Annotated in this window: 14 protein-coding genes; 7 read left to right on the forward strand and 7 right to left on the reverse strand. The window is 63.0% G+C overall.

All coding sequences use genetic code 11. The annotated features are described in order from the left end of the window. Positions 1-4 precede the first annotated feature (4 nt). Positions 5-1,444 (reverse strand): FAD-linked oxidase C-terminal domain-containing protein, encoded by a 1,440-nt coding sequence (locus FTO60_RS02700; RefSeq protein WP_148054526.1) that lies wholly within the window; start codon positions 1,442-1,444, stop codon positions 5-7. A gap of 121 nt (positions 1,445-1,565) precedes the next feature. Between FTO60_RS02700 and FTO60_RS02705 the strand changes: the two genes are divergently transcribed. Genes FTO60_RS02705 through FTO60_RS02715 form a run of 3 tightly spaced genes read left to right on the forward strand, consistent with a single transcriptional unit; the run spans position 1,566 to position 3,071 of the window. Then, positions 1,566-1,976: a CopD family protein gene (locus FTO60_RS02705; protein WP_148054527.1), complete on the forward strand. Its 411-nt coding sequence runs from the start codon at positions 1,566-1,568 to the stop codon at positions 1,974-1,976. A 13-nt stretch (positions 1,977-1,989) separates the two neighbouring features. Continuing rightward, on the forward strand, positions 1,990-2,691 hold the full coding sequence (locus tag FTO60_RS02710) for a DUF599 domain-containing protein (protein WP_148054528.1): 702 nt from the start codon (positions 1,990-1,992) through the stop codon (positions 2,689-2,691). Positions 2,692-2,717: 26 nt separating this feature from the next. Then, positions 2,718-3,071 (forward strand): hypothetical protein, encoded by a 354-nt coding sequence (locus tag FTO60_RS02715; protein WP_148054529.1) that lies wholly within the window; start codon positions 2,718-2,720, stop codon positions 3,069-3,071. Positions 3,072-3,260: 189 nt separating this feature from the next. Here the strand turns inward: FTO60_RS02715 and FTO60_RS02720 are convergent, their stop codons facing one another. The 4 genes from FTO60_RS02720 to FTO60_RS02735 all read right to left on the reverse strand — a co-directional run bounded on the left by FTO60_RS02720 (position 3,261) and on the right by FTO60_RS02735 (position 10,050). Continuing rightward, complete coding sequence (locus tag FTO60_RS02720) at positions 3,261-5,333, reverse strand: hypothetical protein (RefSeq protein ID WP_148054530.1); 2,073 nt, start codon at positions 5,331-5,333, stop codon at positions 3,261-3,263. Continuing rightward, on the reverse strand, positions 5,330-8,095 hold the full coding sequence (locus tag FTO60_RS02725; protein ID WP_148054531.1) for a DUF4159 domain-containing protein: 2,766 nt from the start codon (positions 8,093-8,095) through the stop codon (positions 5,330-5,332). Before FTO60_RS02725 ends, FTO60_RS02720 begins: the two co-directional genes overlap by 4 nt. A gap of 81 nt (positions 8,096-8,176) precedes the next feature. Then, on the reverse strand, positions 8,177-9,049 hold the full coding sequence (locus tag FTO60_RS02730) for a DUF58 domain-containing protein (protein ID WP_148054532.1): 873 nt from the start codon (positions 9,047-9,049) through the stop codon (positions 8,177-8,179). Further along, on the reverse strand, positions 9,046-10,050 hold the full coding sequence (locus FTO60_RS02735) for a MoxR family ATPase (RefSeq protein WP_148054533.1): 1,005 nt from the start codon (positions 10,048-10,050) through the stop codon (positions 9,046-9,048). Before FTO60_RS02735 ends, FTO60_RS02730 begins: the two co-directional genes overlap by 4 nt. Before the next feature lie 62 nt (positions 10,051-10,112). Here FTO60_RS02735 and FTO60_RS02740 point away from each other — a divergent pair, with 62 nt between their 5' ends. From FTO60_RS02740 to FTO60_RS02755, 4 genes are read left to right on the forward strand one after another with little or no spacing between them, the layout of a single operon-like run. Continuing rightward, the gene (locus tag FTO60_RS02740; protein WP_148054534.1) at positions 10,113-10,706 is read left to right on the forward strand and encodes a DUF1285 domain-containing protein; all 594 of its coding nucleotides are present in this window, start codon (positions 10,113-10,115) and stop codon (positions 10,704-10,706) included. Continuing rightward, complete coding sequence (locus FTO60_RS02745; RefSeq protein ID WP_148054535.1) at positions 10,699-11,460, forward strand: hydroxypyruvate isomerase family protein; 762 nt, start codon at positions 10,699-10,701, stop codon at positions 11,458-11,460. Before FTO60_RS02740 ends, FTO60_RS02745 begins: the two co-directional genes overlap by 8 nt. Before the next feature lie 60 nt (positions 11,461-11,520). After that, positions 11,521-11,892, forward strand: coding sequence for a VOC family protein (locus tag FTO60_RS02750; protein ID WP_148054536.1), 372 nt, complete (start codon positions 11,521-11,523; stop codon positions 11,890-11,892). Then, positions 11,889-12,581 carry a YafY family protein gene (locus FTO60_RS02755; protein ID WP_148054537.1) on the forward strand — a complete coding sequence of 231 codons (693 nt, stop codon included), beginning with the start codon at positions 11,889-11,891 and terminating at the stop codon, positions 12,579-12,581. Before FTO60_RS02750 ends, FTO60_RS02755 begins: the two co-directional genes overlap by 4 nt. Positions 12,582-12,707: 126 nt before the next feature. Here the strand turns inward: FTO60_RS02755 and FTO60_RS02760 are convergent, their stop codons facing one another. Both FTO60_RS02760 and FTO60_RS02765 read right to left on the reverse strand, forming a co-directional pair. Then, the gene (locus FTO60_RS02760; RefSeq protein WP_148054538.1) at positions 12,708-14,795 is read right to left on the reverse strand and encodes a von Willebrand factor type A domain-containing protein; all 2,088 of its coding nucleotides are present in this window, start codon (positions 14,793-14,795) and stop codon (positions 12,708-12,710) included. Then, a complete protein-coding gene (locus FTO60_RS02765) occupies positions 14,792-15,334 on the reverse strand; it encodes an RNA polymerase sigma factor (protein WP_148054539.1) in 543 nt (180 codons plus the stop codon). Before FTO60_RS02765 ends, FTO60_RS02760 begins: the two co-directional genes overlap by 4 nt. Between the last annotated feature and the right edge of the window lie 75 nt (positions 15,335-15,409).

Below are 15,409 nucleotides of genomic sequence, written 5' to 3' on the forward strand. Positions count from 1 at the left end.
GCCTTTATTCAGCAGCGATACGGCGGGTTTCGCTGGCGCCCAGCGGGAACACCTTGGCCGGGTTAAGCAGCCAGGCGGGATCAAACACATCCTTGACGGCCATCTGGACTTCCAGATCGTCGGGCGCGAATTGCACGTTCATCAGGTCGCGCTTTTCGATGCCCACGCCGTGTTCGCCGGTCAGACAACCGCCGACTTCGACGCAAAGCTTCAGGATATCCGCGCCCATCGCCTCGCAAAGTTCCAGATCGCCGGGCTTGTTGGCATCAAACAGGATCAGCGGGTGCATGTTGCCATCGCCCGCGTGAAACACGTTGCCGACAGCCAGCCCGTATTGCTTTGACAATTCACCAATCCGGCGCAGGACCAGCGGCAAAGACGACACCGGAATCGTGCCATCCAGACACATGTAATCGTTGATCTGGCCCATCGCGCCAAAGGCCGATTTGCGGCCCAGCCAGATGCGCGCGGCCTCGTCTGCGTCCTTGGCCTCGCGCAGTTCGACGGGGTTATGTTTGCGCGCGATTTGCAGAATCATGCCAAGCTGTTCGTCGATTTCGGCCTCGGACCCTTCGACCTCGACGATCAGCAAGGCCTCGCACATGGGATACCCCGCCTTGGCGAATTTCTCGGTTGCTTCGATGCAGGGGCGGTCCATGAATTCGATGGCGACAGGCAGGACGCCCGCCTTGATGATATCGGCCACGCAGGCACCCGCGACCTCGTTGTCATCAAACCCCATCAACACGGGGCGCGCGCCCTCGGGTTTGGGGAGGATGCGCAGGGTGGCTTCGGTCACGACACCCAACTGCCCTTCGCTGCCGCAGATCAGGCCCAGCAGATCAAGGCCCGCCGCATCCATATGTGCGCCACCGATTTCGGTCACGGTGCCGTCCATCATCACCATCGTGACGCCCAGCAGGTTGTTGGTGGTCACGCCGTATTTCAAACAATGCGCGCCGCCGGAATTCATCGCGATATTGCCTGCAATGGCGCAGGCCAGCTGGCTGGACGGGTCGGGGGCGTAAAAGAACCCGTCCTGTTCAACAGCACCTGTCACCGACAGGTTGGTGCGCCCGGATTGGACACGGATATAGCGATCATCGTAGTTGGTTTCGATCACGCCATTCAGGCGCGAAACCCCAAGGATCACACTATCGGCGGTGGGCAAGGCCCCGCCTGCCAGCGAGGTGCCAGAGCCGCGCGGCACAACCGGCACGCCCATGTCGTGGCAAATCCGCAGCACGGCGGCGACTTCGGCGGTGGTCGCGGGCAAGACGGCGCAAAGCGGCGGACATTTGTAGGCGGTCAACGCATCACATTCGTAGGCTTTGACCTCGCGGTCCTCGTGAATGACCGCCGATTTGGGGAGCACGGCCTGTAACCGTTCGACCACGGCAGCCTTTCTGGCGATGATGGTTGCATCGGGTGTTGGCATGTCCATGACGGCTCTCCTTGCGGAATTGGTAAACATTTATAACCAATATGCGGTGTTTTGCCAAGAGATTCGACAGCACCCCCTGTCACACCTTGCGGTGGTCGTGTGGGCAGGGCAATCAGGCGCTATGGATTGGCTCAAGATCATACATATTCTGACCGTGATGGGGTGGATGACCTCGATCTTTGCGGTGCCGCGCGCGCTGATCTACTGGAAGCGCGAATTTGCGCGGTTGGGCGAATTTGGCCCCACCGGTGATCTGACCGTGCGGCTATATCGCTTTTCCGCCGGTCTGGGTGTCATTGCGCTGATCACGGGCCTTTGGTTGGGCTGGACGTGGGATTATCCCACCTGGGTCTGGTTCAAGCTGGCGCTGGTGACGCTGCTGGCGCTGCACTATGCCTACACCGGTGTGATGGTTGTGCGTGCGCGGGGCGGCACGTTCCGCGAAAGCGATATGTTTCTGCGTATTTTCAATGAAATCAGCGTCTTGGGTGTGATCGCGATCCTTTGGGTTGTTGTCGTCAAGCCGTTTTAGGGCAGGTGCCGCTATGGACATGGCGACTTATCTTCAGTTTTTGACCTGGCCCGATATTGCGGCGGTGATCTTGTTGCTGTGCGCCTGGCTGGCCATCGGCTGGCGGATTGAACACCCGTCGCTCAAGCGCCCCTCGGTCACGATGATCATGTCCGATTATCGCCGTGAATGGATGCAGGTGTTCGTTGACCGCGACCCGCGCATTTTCGATTCACAAGTCATGACGAGCCTGCGTCAGGGCACGGCGTTTTTCGCGTCAACCTCACTGTTGGCGATTGGGGGTGTGCTGGCGCTGGTAGGCAACACCGACCCGTTGCGCGGTGTCGCGCAGGAGTTCAGCCAAGGAACCACCCCGACCTATGTCTGGCAGATCAAACTGCTGGTGGTGGCCCTGTTCCTGACCAATGCGTTTTTGAAATTTGTCTGGGCGAACAGGGTATTTGGTTATTGCACGGTAATGATGGCCTCGGTGCCCAATGATCCGGCGGATCCGCGTGCCAAGCCGCGTGCGGCGATGGCGGCTGAACTGAACATCCGCGCGGCCGTGAATTTCAATCGCGGTCTCAGGTCGATGTATTTCGCGCTGGGGGCGCTGGCGTGGTTGCCCGGCCCCTGGACCTTGATCGCGGCAACGGCGGCCACCGTCTGGTTGCTATGGCAGCGCGAGTTTGCATCGCTTCCACGCGATATCGTGATGGGTCAGGGCAAGACCTGAGCAGGCTGTGCTGCTATGATCCCTGAATGAAACAGCTCTTCCTGGCCTTGATGGCCCTTGGTGCGGCACCTGTCTGGGCCGATGCACCGCAAGCGATCGACGTTACGGTCACGGCGTCCGGCGACACAGCCCGCTTTGACGTGACCATCACCCATCCCGATACGGGGTGGGATCATTATGCTGACGGCTGGGAGGTTCTGGCCGCCGATGGCACCCGGCTGGGGATGCGCGAATTGGTGCACCCGCATGTGGATGAACAGCCCTTTACGCGCAGCCTGTCAGGCGTGGTGATCCCCGCGGGCGCAACCGCGGTCATGATCCGCACCCGCTGCAATGTGGACGGCTGGAGCGCCGATACAGTGACGGTGGCGCTGCCTTAGACCCAGACGCAACGCGCGCCGTGCATCGACAGACCGCCGGATGGCGATCTGACCTTGGCGCGTGGCACTTTATGGTGGCCAAGCACGTCCTCCGTCAGAACGGGGCGCATCACTTGGCCAAATCGCCAGCCCGGCGGGGCGGTCTGTCGATGCACGGCGCTTGCGGCTTGATTCCGTGCAGGATCAGCCCTATCTGCGCCCTTCGCGCAGCCAAGCGCCGATCACCAGAAGGGACGCGAGCAACACAAATGCCCATGCAGGCAATAGTGCGAACACCTGCACATCGGCGGTGCGATAGGCCTCGCGCGGGGTGATTCCGATCCAGCCGCGCCCCGCTGCCGGACGTCCCTCGCGCACGGCACGAATTTGCGGCATGCCGTCGGTGATCGACACCGCGGCGCCACCCGTCGTTTCCGCCAGAGCCCCAAGCAGATCGGGTGACGCAATCGTTTCCTCGAACTCGCGCGGGGCGGCGGGGCCAAGGCCGATCACCGCATCCAGATCGCCATTGGCAAGCTGGTAAAGCCCCATATCGGGCGCATCCCAAACGGTTTCAAAACGCCCGGGCGTGGTTTCTTCCAAAGTCAGCACCGTTTCGGTCCCGTCAGGCGCTGTGACAGTCACGTCCGGCACCGTGTCGTCCAGCGTGCGCCGGATAATCCGCATGGATTGCCCCGTGCCTTCGGCCCATAGCATTTCTTCCTCGAGGTCGGGTTCCTTCATCATCCAATGGGCCAGACGGCGCAGCATTTCCAGTTGCGGCCCGCCGCCTTCGAAACCGCGATCCCAAAGCCACGACTGATCCGAGGCCAGCAGCGCGACGCGCCCTTCACCGACACGGTCCAGCATCAGCAGGGGCTCGTCGTTGATGCCCGACATCACGGTGGTAGCGGTCGCGCTGGGCGTAACCTGGATCAGGCGGAACCAGCGGCCCCACCCGGGGGTGTCGGCATCGGGTCCGGCGGGGGCCAGTGTATCCAGCCCTTCGGTCACGGGATGGCGCGCGCCAAGGTCGGTCAGGGTCGGCAGGAAGCCCTGTTCATAAACCCGCGCCGTTGGCGTGCCCGGCAGAATGCGCCCCAAGGGCGAGCGGAAAATACTGTCGGCACTGGCATAATCAGGGCCGGCGGCGATCAGAACCGCGCCGCCCTCCTCGACGTAGGTGGCGATATTATCAAGATAAAGCGAGGGCAGGATGCCGCGCCGCTTGTAGCGGTCAAAGATGATCAGATCGAATTCGTCGATCTTCTCCAGAAACAGCTCGCGCGTGGGAAAGGCGATGAGGCTCAGTTCATCCACGGGCACGCCGTCCTGCTTTTCGGGCGGGCGCAGGATCGTGAAATGCACAAGGTCCACGGCGCTGTCGGATTTCAAGAGGTTGCGCCAGGTGCGTTCCCCCGGGTGGGGCTCGCCGCTGACCAGCAACACGCGCAGGCGGTCGCGCACGCCGTTGATCTGGATCACGGCAGCGTTGTTGCGGTCGGTCAGTTCGCCCTCGGCCACGGGGGTGGCGAATTGCAGCACATTCATGCCGCCGTGGGCCAGATCGATCGGCACTTCGATGTCTTCGCCCACGGGGATGGTGAATTGCAGCGGGTCAGCCCCGTCGATGGCGATGGTGAGCGGGACAAGCCCGCCATCCGTCGGGGCCGCGCCCTGATCCTCGATCCGCAAGGTCAGGGTGACGGGTTCACCCAGAATGGCAAAGGCAGGGGCGTTGCGCACGATCAGGCGGCGGTCCCAATCGGTATCGCGCCCGGTGATCAGCGCATGCAGGGGGGCGGGCAGGTTTGGCGCACGCTCCATGTCGTGCACACGCCCATCCGACAGCAGCAAGATGCCCGCGATCCGCGCCTGCGGTTCTTCGCTCAGGGCTTCGGTGAGGGCTGTCATCATTTGCGTGCCGCCGTCACCCAGCGCGTCACCCATGCGCACGATGCGCAGGTCTGTGTTGGGACGCAGCGCGATTTGCGCCGTCACATCGGCAATGACCGCTTCGGTTTGATCGGGGCGGTCGGCAATGCGTTGGCTTGCGCTTTCATCCACCACCAGCACGACGATATCGGACAGCGGCGCACGGTCTTCGCGCTGGATCGAGGGATTGGCAATCGCGGCAAGCAGGGCAAGCGCGGCCAGCCCGCGCAACCACCAGCCCGACAGCCCGCGCCAGGCGGCCAGCAGCGTGCCAAGGGTGGTCAAAACGGCCAGGGCCGCCAGAAAAACCAGCGGGATCAGCGGATCAAGGAGGATGTCACCGCTCATTGGCCAAGCCGATCCAGCAGGGCAGGCACATGCACCTGATCCGACTTATAGTTGCCCGTCAGCACATGCATGATCAGGTTGACGCCAAAGCGTAGCGCGACCTCGCGCTGGCGTTCACCGGCCATGCCGCGGCCCACCGGCACAAGGCGATTGCCATTGGTATCTGTCGCCCATGCCGCGGCCCAGTCGTTGCCGCCGATCACAACAGGTGTGACGCCATCATTGAGGTCGCGAAACGGCATGCCTTCGACCTGCGCGGCATCGGGCGGCGCGGCCTCGACCCAGACGTCGCGCCCCGCATAGCGGCCCGGGAAATCCTGCAGCAGGTAAAAGGTGCGGGTCAGCACGTGGTCCGGCGGAATCGGTTCCAGCGGCGGAATGTCGAGCAAGCGCGCGATGGCCCGCAGGCGCTGCCCTTCGGGTGACGTTGACCCAAACCCCGCCAAATCCGCATCACGGGTATCAAACAGGATCATCCCGCCCGTGCGCAGATAGCGGTTCAGTTTGGCATAGGCCTCGGCTGATGGCAGCGGTTGGTTTGCGGTAATCGGCCAGTAGAGGATCGGGAAAAATGCCAGTTCATCGGTTTCGATGTTGACGCCGATAGGCATAGCCGGTTCGATCGAGGTGCGGCGGTAAAGCGTCTGCGACAATCCGTAAAGACCAGCCGCCGCGATATCATCGACCTGGGCATCCCCGGTGATGACATGCGCCAAGACAACCTCGGTCAGTGACCCAAGTGCGAAACGATCATCGGTCTCTTGTGCCTGTCCGGTCTGGGGCAGCATGAGCGCGGCGGCGCAGATGATGGCCGCCGCCTGTGCGCGCGGACCTGTCAGGCGGCCCGACAACAACAGCGAGGCGAGGATATCAATGACCAAGAGCGTCAGCGCCACGCCCAGCACCCATCCCTTGAGAAGGGTCTGCGCCGTCACGGCCAGCCCTTCGATGGTGATGCGGGCGGGCCAGCGCATCGCCGCGAGTTCGGTTTCATCTGTCATGACATTCACCGCAATCCTACGTTTGTCACCGGCATAAAGGCCGGGGGGCATATCGGCGCCAGGCACGCCAGTGGCCAGCCGTTCACCCGCGATACCGGGCAGGGTATCGGCTGGCAGGATCACGCCAAAGCCGTCGAGCACGTCTTCGGGCATCCATGTTGTGCCTGTCAACTCGGCGGCGTTTGCCGCGGCGGGGCGGGTCGAGACGGCCAGCCGTTCGAGCATTTGCACAAACAGGCCCGAGAGCGGCAGACTGCTCCATTCCGCATTCGCAGTGACATGAAACAGCACGATCTGGCCTGCACCGACATCCTTGCGCGTGACCAGCGGCGTGCCGTCGCTGAGGGCGGCAATGACGCGATCAGAAAGCGTTGGATCGGGCTGGGCCATGACTTGGGCGGTGACGGTCACATCATCGGGAACGGCCAAGCCAAAGAACGGCGAGGTCTCGGCAAAGGGGGCCAGCGCCTTGGGTTCGCCCCAGCTCATCGCGCCGCCGATGCTGCGCCCACCCGAGCGCAGGCGCACCGGGAGCAGCGGGTCTTCTTCGGCGCGGCCAATGTCGGAGCCGGCAAGGCGCGGGCCGGCGAAACGCAGCAGCAAGCCACCATTATCGAGCCATGTCAGCATGGCCTCCTGCTCTGGCGCGGTCAGCACGGCCACATCGGCCAGCACGATCACATCGGGGTTGGCCAGCAGGACGTCAGCCAGCGTTCCGTCGATCAGGTCGGCCGTCGGCACCAAGGCCTGATTGAGATAGTAGAGCGGCGACAGGAGTTCGAGCCCTTCACGGTCGCCGCCACCGGCGATCAGCGCGACTTCGCGCCGCTGCAAGGCGTCGTCGGTCAGGGTCACGGCACCTGCCGATTGCACCCCGGCAATTTCGAAACGGGTGACACGGTTGCGCAATTCCGGCGGCAAGGTCAGGCTGGCGCTGGCTTCGGCCGCGCCTGCATCCCAAGAGATGGGCAGGCTGGCCAACTGGCGTTCGACGCCGGATGGATCAGGGCCGATGGCAAGGATCAGCGCCTCGGCCGCGGTTGCGGCCGGAACGCGGGCGGCGCGCAGCACAACATCGCCATCCTGAAACCGTGCAGGGCGCAGGGTTGTGATGCTGCGTGGGCTTTCGAACACGGTGACGTTGCCGTGGGTTTCAAGCGCGGCGAGCAGGTCTTCGCGGCCGTCGCGCGCCAATCCGTCTGACATCCACAAGCTGTCGAAATTACCGGTAAGCGTATCGGCAAAAGCCGCAACTGCTGCGGGATCGGGCGTGAAGGGCGCGGGTTTCAGCGCGGGCAGGCGCGCAGCGATGGCATCGGCGGCCTGAAATACGGGGCCTTCGGCGGGTAGGTCGGTGAGGGACACCAAAGCGACCGGCCTGCCGGCCTGCGTTGCATCGGAGAGGACCACATCAAGGCGATCAACCCGGCGCTGCCAGTCGCGCGCGTCGGCCCATGTGCCATCAACCACCACCAGGAGCGGACCGCTGCCCGAGCGTTCGACTTGCGGGTTCAGCACCGGGCCGGCAAAGCCGATGATCACGCCTGCGATTGCCAGCAGGCGCAGCAGCAGCAACCACCACGGTGTGCGGGCGCTTTGGCTATCGCTGTCCGTGAGGCCAAGCAGCAGCGCGACACCCGGAAAACGCCGCCGGATCGGCGCGGGTGGGACGGCGCGCAGCAGCAGCCACAGCAGCGGCAGAATGATCAGCCCCAGAAGAATCCACGGCGCGGCAAAGCCCAAGGGTCCGATACTAAACATAAGGTTTTCCGCCTGTGGCGGCCCGCCGGGGCGCTGCCCCGGACCCCGGAGTTGTATGGCCAAGATGAAGTTGGTTGCGGGTCATGCTTTGCGCTCCAGCGCGCCGTAAATCCACAAGAGGGCGGCGGCGGCGCTTTGCCCGGTGTGATGGGTTGTGAACTGCCAGCCGGTGATGCGCGCGAGATGGGCAAGGTGGTCTTTGCGCGCGGCAAGCCGGTCGAGGTATTGCTGTTTCAGATCGCCAGCGTGCAGGGTTTCGTGGCGCATGGCCCCTGTCATGCTTTCGAAAATGGTGCGCCCGTCAAAGGGGAAGGCTTCTTCTTGCGGGTCAAGGATTTGCACCAACGCGCCGCGCACGCCGCGATCTGCGGCTTGCAGCAGCGCGGTTTCGGTGGCCGAGATATCCCCCAGAAAATCCGAAATGAACAGCGCGCGCGAGTGGGGCAGCATGCCTTGGGCCTCGGGGGTGCCGTAATCAGAGCTGTCGTCCTGGGACAGAAGCGCAGCGAGTTTGTTAAGTTGTGTTTCGCCACCGCGCGGGGGCAGGCGCAGGCCGGTGAGGCCGACCCGTTCGCCGCCCCGGATCAGCAGGATCGCGCTGGCCAGACCAAGGGCGCGGGCGCGGGCGGATTTGCTGGGCAGGTCACTGGTGGACGCAAACCCCATCGACGCGCCCTGATCGACCCAAAGGATCACGCTTTGCGCGATCTGCCACTCTTTTTCCTGCACGAAGGGCGCATCGGCCCGCGCAGAGCGGCGCCAGTCAATCGCGCGCGCGGCGTCATGGCTTTGCGCGGGGCGGAACTGCCAGAAGGTATCGCCCAGACCGGCGCGCCGCCGCCCGTGTTCGCCGAGCAGAACCGTGCTGGCCAGATGCTCGGCCTCGGCCAGAAGGGCGGGCAGGGGACTGGCGAGCGTTTCCGCCCCTGCGCGAAGATCGCCGGACAGGGTCATGCGGCTTTGGTGACTGTCGTGATTTGCGCTGCGACCTGATCAATCACGTCCGCCACCGTTTCGCCGCGGGCGCGGGCCGCAAATGTCAGCGCCATGCGGTGGGTCAGCACAGGTGCTGCCATGCGGCGCACGTCTTCGGCAGAAGGTGCAAGGCGGCCATCGAGCAGGGCTTCGGCGCGCACCGTCAGCATCAGGGCTTGGGCCGCGCGGGGGCCGGGGCCCCAGCTGACATTCTGGCGCACCGTTTCGGGGGCGGTCTCATCATCGGGGCGGCAGGCGCGCACCAGATCAAGGATCATTTCAACGATTGCGTCGCCCACGGGCATCCGGCGCAGCAGGGTTTGCGCGGCCAGTAATTCGTCGGCGGTAAAGACGGCACTTGCCTCTTCTTCGGCGATACCAGTGGTGGCGATCAGGATGTCACGTTCGGTGCCGCGATCAGGGTAGGGCACGTCGATCTGAACTAGAAAACGGTCAAGCTGGGCCTCGGGCAGGGGATAGGTGCCTTCCTGTTCGATCGGGTTCTGCGTGGCAAGCACATGGAACGGGCGGCCAAGCGGGCGGTGTTCCCCGGCAATCGTGACCTCGCGTTCCTGCATGGCTTGTAGCAGTGCGGACTGGGTGCGCGGGCTGGCGCGGTTGATCTCGTCCGCCATCAGTAGCTGGCAGAACACCGGCCCTTCGATAAAGCGGAAGGTGCGGGCGCCATCGACAGCGGTTTCCAACACTTCGGAACCAAGGATATCGGCCGGCATCAGGTCGGGCGTGAACTGAATGCGGTTGCCCGACAGGCCCATCACGGTGGAAAGCGTATCGACGAGCCGCGTTTTGCCAAGGCCGGGAAGGCCGACAAGCAGCGCGTGCCCACCGCACATCAGCGCGGCAAGCGTCAGGTCAACGACACTGTCCTGTCCGATGAACCGCTTGGCGATACTGCTGCGCGCCTCGGCCAATTTGGCACCAAGCGCCTCGATCTCTGCGACAAGCTCGTTTCCGGCCATGGCAATCACTCCTGCTGATCTGTAACCTGTTCCTATCAGACCAGATATCGCAGGCGACCCCAATGGCAAAAACAATCTCAGGTGACAATGGCGTGAACGTTTCGGCGGAAAGTCTCGCATCATCGGCGCGGGCGGCCAGTAAAAAGGGGTTGCCGCCAGTGCATTTGTGGAATCCGCCGTTTTGTGGCGACCTTGATATGCGGATCGCGCGGGACGGAACGTGGTTTTATCTTGGCACGCCGATCGGCCGCCCCGAGCTGGTGCGGCTGTTTTCGACGATTCTGCGACGCGATGGTGACGACTATTTTCTGGTGACGCCGGTCGAAAAGGTTGGAATCACCGTCGACGATGCCCCCTTTGTGGCCGTTGATTTCGAAAGGGTCGGCGAGGCACTGCGATTTGAGACAAATGTCGGCGATTTTGTTGATGCGGGGCCGGATCATCCCATCCGGGTGGTACGCGACCCTACGACGGGCGAACCTGCGCCCTATGTGCATGTGCGCGCGAACCTTGAAGCCCTGATTGACCGCAAATCGTTTTATCGCCTTGTGGAACTGGGTGAAGTTGACGCAGTTGATGGTATCGACTGGTTCGGTTTGCGGTCGGGGGGGGAGTTTTTTGCGGTAATCCCTGCGGCGGACCTGCCAGATGCCTAAGGTCTGCGCAAACCTGACGTGGTTGTTTACCGAACTGCCGATGATCGCGCGGCCCCATGCCGCCGCGCAGGCCGGGTTTGGCGCGGTCGAAGTGTTATTTCCTTACGATGAAAACGCGGCCGACTTGGGCAATGCGATTGCACAGGCTGGCGTGGAACTGGCGTTGATCAACTGCCCGCCGCCCAATTATGCCGATCCACACGGGCCGCGCGGATTTGCCGCCGTGCCGGGTGAACAGGCGCGGTTTCAACAGGCCTTCCGTCGGGCGCTGCGTTATGCGGGGGCGCTGGGCGCACAGCGGGTGCATATCATGGCCGGGGTGGCCGAAGGGGCCGAGGCGCGGCAGATTTTCATCGAAAATCTGCGCTGGGCTGCCGAATTTGCGCCAAAACAAGCGCTGACCATCGAGCCGATCAATAGGATTGACATGCCGGGGTATTTCCTGTGCGATTACGATCAAGCTGCTGACATCCTGAGAGAGGTCGCGGTGAACAATCTTCACCTGCAATTTGACGCCTACCATGCCCACCGGATCACAGGTGATGTCATTGGAACATGGGAAAAAACCGGCCACCTTGTGCGCCATGTGCAGGTTGCGGGCTTTCCCGGTCGGCACGAGCCAGTGGGTAGCGACATTGATTATAAAGCGTTTTTCGCGTGTTTGCGCAGGGATGGATATGACGGTTGGATCAGCGGCGAATATACGCCAGCGGGTGACACGGGCGCGGGTTTGGAGTGGCTGAAAACATGCTGACACAATGCTGTCAGCAGCGGTATGTCACAAACTGCGTATCGACATGCAAAGGAGAGACCCATGACCGATATGCCAACAGTTGTCTGGACCGAAATTCCAGTAAGTGACCTTGATGCCGCCACGGCGTTCTATAGCGAAGTTTTCGGCTGGAAGACCCTGCGGGTCGATGAAGGCCCGAACCCGATTGTGAACTTTACCAGTGATATGTCGGGTGTGTCGGGCCATCTTTATCCCGGCACGCCAGCCAGTGGGAACGGGCCGACCATTCACCTGGCCTTGCCCGACGCGATCGAGGCAGGTGCCGCACGGGCGCAAAAGGCGGGCGCGACCCTGTTGGGGCCGGTGATTGCGATCCCGCCGGGCCGTTTCCAATATGCAACGGACCCTGACGGCAATTCGATCGGCTTGTTCGAGCCAGCCCAAGCGACATGAGGCGCGCCGACCGCCTTTTTCAGATCGTGCAGTATCTGCGGGGCGGTCGGCTGACCACGGCGGCGCGTCTGGCTAAACAGCTTGAGGTGACAAAGCGGACCGTTTACCGCGATATCGCTGATCTGATCGGTTCAGGCGTGCCGATCGAGGGCGAAGCAGGCGTTGGCTATGTCATGCGCGCCGGATACGAGGTGCCGCCGCTGATGTTCACCGAGGATGAAATTGTCGCGCTGGTCGCGGGTGCGAAACTGATCCGTGCCTGGGGCGGGGCCAATATGGCGGCTGGCGCCGAGGAAGCCTTGATCAAGATTGCCGCCGTTCTGCCCGAAGGCGCGCGTGCGCGAGCAGAGGCGGTAAAAATCAAGGCCTTTACGATGTCGGAAATGACCGACGATCTGCGCGCGATGATTGATCGGGTCGAGGCCGCCGCGGAGGGCAATATTCGTCTGGATATTGATTATGCCGACGAAGGTGGCGCGACCAGTCAGCGTGTCGTGCGCCCGCTTGGCCTTTGGTTTTGGGGGAAGACATGGACGATGGTGGGCTGGTGTGAAAAACGCACTGATTTCCGCATGTTCCGGCTGGACCGGATTTCCGGGATGAGCGATGCCGGTTCGTTCAAGCCCCAGCGCGGCCAGACCCTGCGTGATTTCTATGCCGATGAAACCCGCCGCAGCCGCCCAAAATGAGGCGCTGCCGCGCCGCTGTTTTTTTGGGTGTGGCAAGTGATCCGTGTCCCGCCGAAGGGTCGATGGTGGTGGTGTCGGAGCCTCCGGCGGGAGTGTTTGGGCCAAGATGAAGCTGGGAGTTTGCCCCTAGTTTCCTGACAGGCTTTTGGCCAGTCGCATCAGTTGCACAGCTTCGGTGCGATAACCGAAGGGGTCGTCGCCACGATTGGCATTGGCCAAAGCGATGGCGTCCGCATAGGTCCAGTCGCCAAGGTAGGTGCCGCCCTGAAGCAATTGCCCGAAACCGGCGATGGCGGCAGCAAATTGTGCCTCGTTCGTGCCGGAGGTAGTGGTGATCGCTGTTTCGATCAACTGGCTTTCGCCCGCGCCCGGTTCTTTGTAGCGCAGGCGCAGGAAGCCCAGTTCGCCGCTGTCGTCGGCTGCGGCTGTGGGCTGATAGCGCAGGGGATCGCTGAGGATAGCGGGCGAGCCGACGGGCGTGATTTCATAGATGGCCGTGACCGTGTGGCCCGCGCCGAGTTCGCCTGCATCCACTGCGTCGTTGTTGAAATCCTCGCGTCGCAGCGCACGGGTTTCATAGCCGATCAGCCGGTATTCGGCGACTGTTGCAGGATTGAATTCCACCTGGATCTTCACGTCGTTGGCGATCGGGAACAGCGCACCGGTCAGGTTGTCGACCAGCACCTTTTGCGCTTCGCTCAGGGTGTCGATATAGGCCGCCGTGCCGTTGCCGTTCTGCGCCAGCGTTTGCATGATTTCATCGTCCAGATTGCCGCGCCCGAAGCCGAGCACCGACAGGTATGTGCCGCTGTCACGCTGATCGGCGATGAAGCGCTCCAGCCCGCGCGGATCGGACAGGCCGACGTTGAAATCGCCGTCCGTGGCAAGGATCACGCGGCTGACTTCGCCGTTCGCGGCCATCGTGGCGGCGGTCGCATAGGCCTGTTCCAGCCCGCCCTGGCCGTTGGTGCCGCCCCCTGCGGCGAGGGCGTTGAGTGCGGCGAGGATCGTGGCGCTGTCGGACGCGGGGGTCGGTGCGAGAACCTGCCCGGCCGATCCGGCATAGGTGACGATGGCCACTTCATCCTGTGGGCGCAACTGGTCGAGCATCAGCCGGAACGATTGTTTCAGCAGCGGCAGTTTGGCCGCATCATTCATCGATCCCGATGTGTCGATCAGGAACACGAGGTTCAGCGGCGGGCGGTCGTCGCGCGCGGGCATCCTGCCCTGGATCGCGATCTGCACCAGTTGCGTGTCGGCGTTCCACGGGGTTTCAAAGACGTTGACGGTGGGGCGGAACGGGGCTTCGCCCGCTTCGGGGGCCGCGTAGTCATAAGGGAAATAGTTGATCATTTCCTCGATGCGAATGGAGCCCGGCGGTGGAAGTTGCCCGCGCATGAGGGAGGAGCGCAGGACCGCATAGCTGGCGGTGTCCACGTCGATGGAAAACGTCGAAACGGGGGTTTCGGCGGTGATGCGCAGGGGGTTGGTGTAGGCATTGGCAAAGGCCTCGGTATCGGGTTCGGGTTGCGCCTCGTCACCGAAACCGACCGCAGCCGTGTCTTGTGGGCTGGACGCAACGCGGGGCGCGACGGCGGCCATATCGGCCATGCCGTCTGCGGGCGCCGTGCGAATACGGCCCAGGTCCTGCGAACTTAATTCGACGGTGGGGGATAGGGTTAGCATTTCAGCGGGTGCTTCTTCGCGCTCGGCAGTGATCGCGGGCGGCATGAGTGCGCCGTCGTCAATGGCCAGGTCTGTTGCATTGGGTGCTGGGGACATGACGATGGTATCGGAATCCTCCGCCACTGTGCCGCCAAATTCGGACACAACAGGGTCATCTTCGGCGTCAATCGTCGGGGTCGGCGCGACCTTGGTCTCGCCAAGTTCGCTGACGGTCGGTTGTCCGCTTGGCAGGTTGATCAGATCGCGCCCTTGCGGGGTCAGCACGAGGACGCCGAAGGCGACGATCGCGGTGGTGACGGTCAGCCCGCCTTTGGTGGTCAGTTTGGTCAGCATGGTTTTCACTCCTGTCCAGAGGGATGATCCCTCGGTTACAGGGGTATGACGGGTGGCATTGCGCGATCCTTGGAGGGCGGCGAAATTTTCGCGCGCCAAGGCCATGTCGGCGGCGCGGCGCGCGGCATCGGGCGTGGGCGTTGCGGCGTCCATCGCGGCTTTCAGATCATCAAAGTCGTCGTTGCGGGCACTCATCGCGCGCCCTCCTTTTCGTCTTGTTTCATGGCCCGCAGGCGTTTGCGTGCCTCGGACAATCGCCAGCTTATGGTGCCCTCAGAGACGCCCAGAACCTCGCCTGCTTCGGCATGGGTCATGTCGTCCATGATCAGCGCCAGCGTGTCACGCAGGTCCGGGGGCAGGGCGGCCATTGCGGTGGTCAGCCAGTCCAATTGCGCACGTGTTTGGGCGATATCGGCCTGTCGCCCGATTTCCCAATCCCCCCAGCCGTCCGCCGCGCGCGCATGGGTGGCCGCGCGGCGGCGGCGATCATGGGCGGCGTTCACAGCGACGCGGTAAAGCCATGTCGTGACCCTGGATTGGCGGCGATATGTTGCGAGTTTCGCAGGCAAGGCGGCGCAGATGTCTTGTGTCAGATCTTCGGCCTCGGCCCGTGTTCCGGTCAGGCGAAAGCAAAGCGCGAACAGCCGATCATAGCACCGCTCGAGCAACAGGGCAAAAGCCTGCCCGTCACCTTCCGCGGCCGCCTGGGCCAGATCTTCGTCGCTTGTCATCATGCGCATCACAGTCCTTTGACGGAGCTGCGCGGTCAATCCTTGGAAGGAAATTCGCTACGGTGCAAATATTTTCCC

The sequence above is a fragment of the Octadecabacter sp. SW4 genome, from assembly GCF_008065155.1.
In the GTDB taxonomy this organism is placed as follows: Bacteria; Pseudomonadota; Alphaproteobacteria; order Rhodobacterales; family Rhodobacteraceae; genus SW4.

Excerpts from the sequence above, each read along its gene's own strand:
- FTO60_RS02745 (WP_148054535.1), top strand. The coding sequence starts at position 10,699 with ATGCCTAAGGTCTGCGCAAACCTGACGTGGTTGTTTACCGAACTGCCG.
- FTO60_RS02750 (WP_148054536.1), top strand. The coding sequence starts at position 11,521 with ATGACCGATATGCCAACAGTTGTCTGGACCGAAATTCCAGTAAGTGAC.
- FTO60_RS02710 (WP_148054528.1), top strand. The coding sequence starts at position 1,990 with ATGGACATGGCGACTTATCTTCAGTTTTTGACCTGGCCCGATATTGCG.
- FTO60_RS02730 (WP_148054532.1), bottom strand. The coding sequence starts at position 9,049 with ATGACCCTGTCCGGCGATCTTCGCGCAGGGGCGGAAACGCTCGCCAGT.
- FTO60_RS02715 (WP_148054529.1), top strand. The coding sequence starts at position 2,718 with ATGAAACAGCTCTTCCTGGCCTTGATGGCCCTTGGTGCGGCACCTGTC.
- FTO60_RS02740 (WP_148054534.1), top strand. The coding sequence starts at position 10,113 with ATGGCAAAAACAATCTCAGGTGACAATGGCGTGAACGTTTCGGCGGAA.
- FTO60_RS02700 (WP_148054526.1), bottom strand. The coding sequence starts at position 1,444 with ATGGACATGCCAACACCCGATGCAACCATCATCGCCAGAAAGGCTGCC.
- FTO60_RS02755 (WP_148054537.1), top strand. The coding sequence starts at position 11,889 with ATGAGGCGCGCCGACCGCCTTTTTCAGATCGTGCAGTATCTGCGGGGC.
- FTO60_RS02760 (WP_148054538.1), bottom strand. The coding sequence starts at position 14,795 with ATGAGTGCCCGCAACGACGACTTTGATGATCTGAAAGCCGCGATGGAC.
- FTO60_RS02735 (WP_148054533.1), bottom strand. The coding sequence starts at position 10,050 with ATGGCCGGAAACGAGCTTGTCGCAGAGATCGAGGCGCTTGGTGCCAAA.
- FTO60_RS02720 (WP_148054530.1), bottom strand. The coding sequence starts at position 5,333 with ATGAGCGGTGACATCCTCCTTGATCCGCTGATCCCGCTGGTTTTTCTG.
- FTO60_RS02765 (WP_148054539.1), bottom strand. The coding sequence starts at position 15,334 with ATGATGACAAGCGACGAAGATCTGGCCCAGGCGGCCGCGGAAGGTGAC.
- FTO60_RS02725 (WP_148054531.1), bottom strand. The coding sequence starts at position 8,095 with ATGTTTAGTATCGGACCCTTGGGCTTTGCCGCGCCGTGGATTCTTCTG.
- FTO60_RS02705 (WP_148054527.1), top strand. The coding sequence starts at position 1,566 with ATGGATTGGCTCAAGATCATACATATTCTGACCGTGATGGGGTGGATG.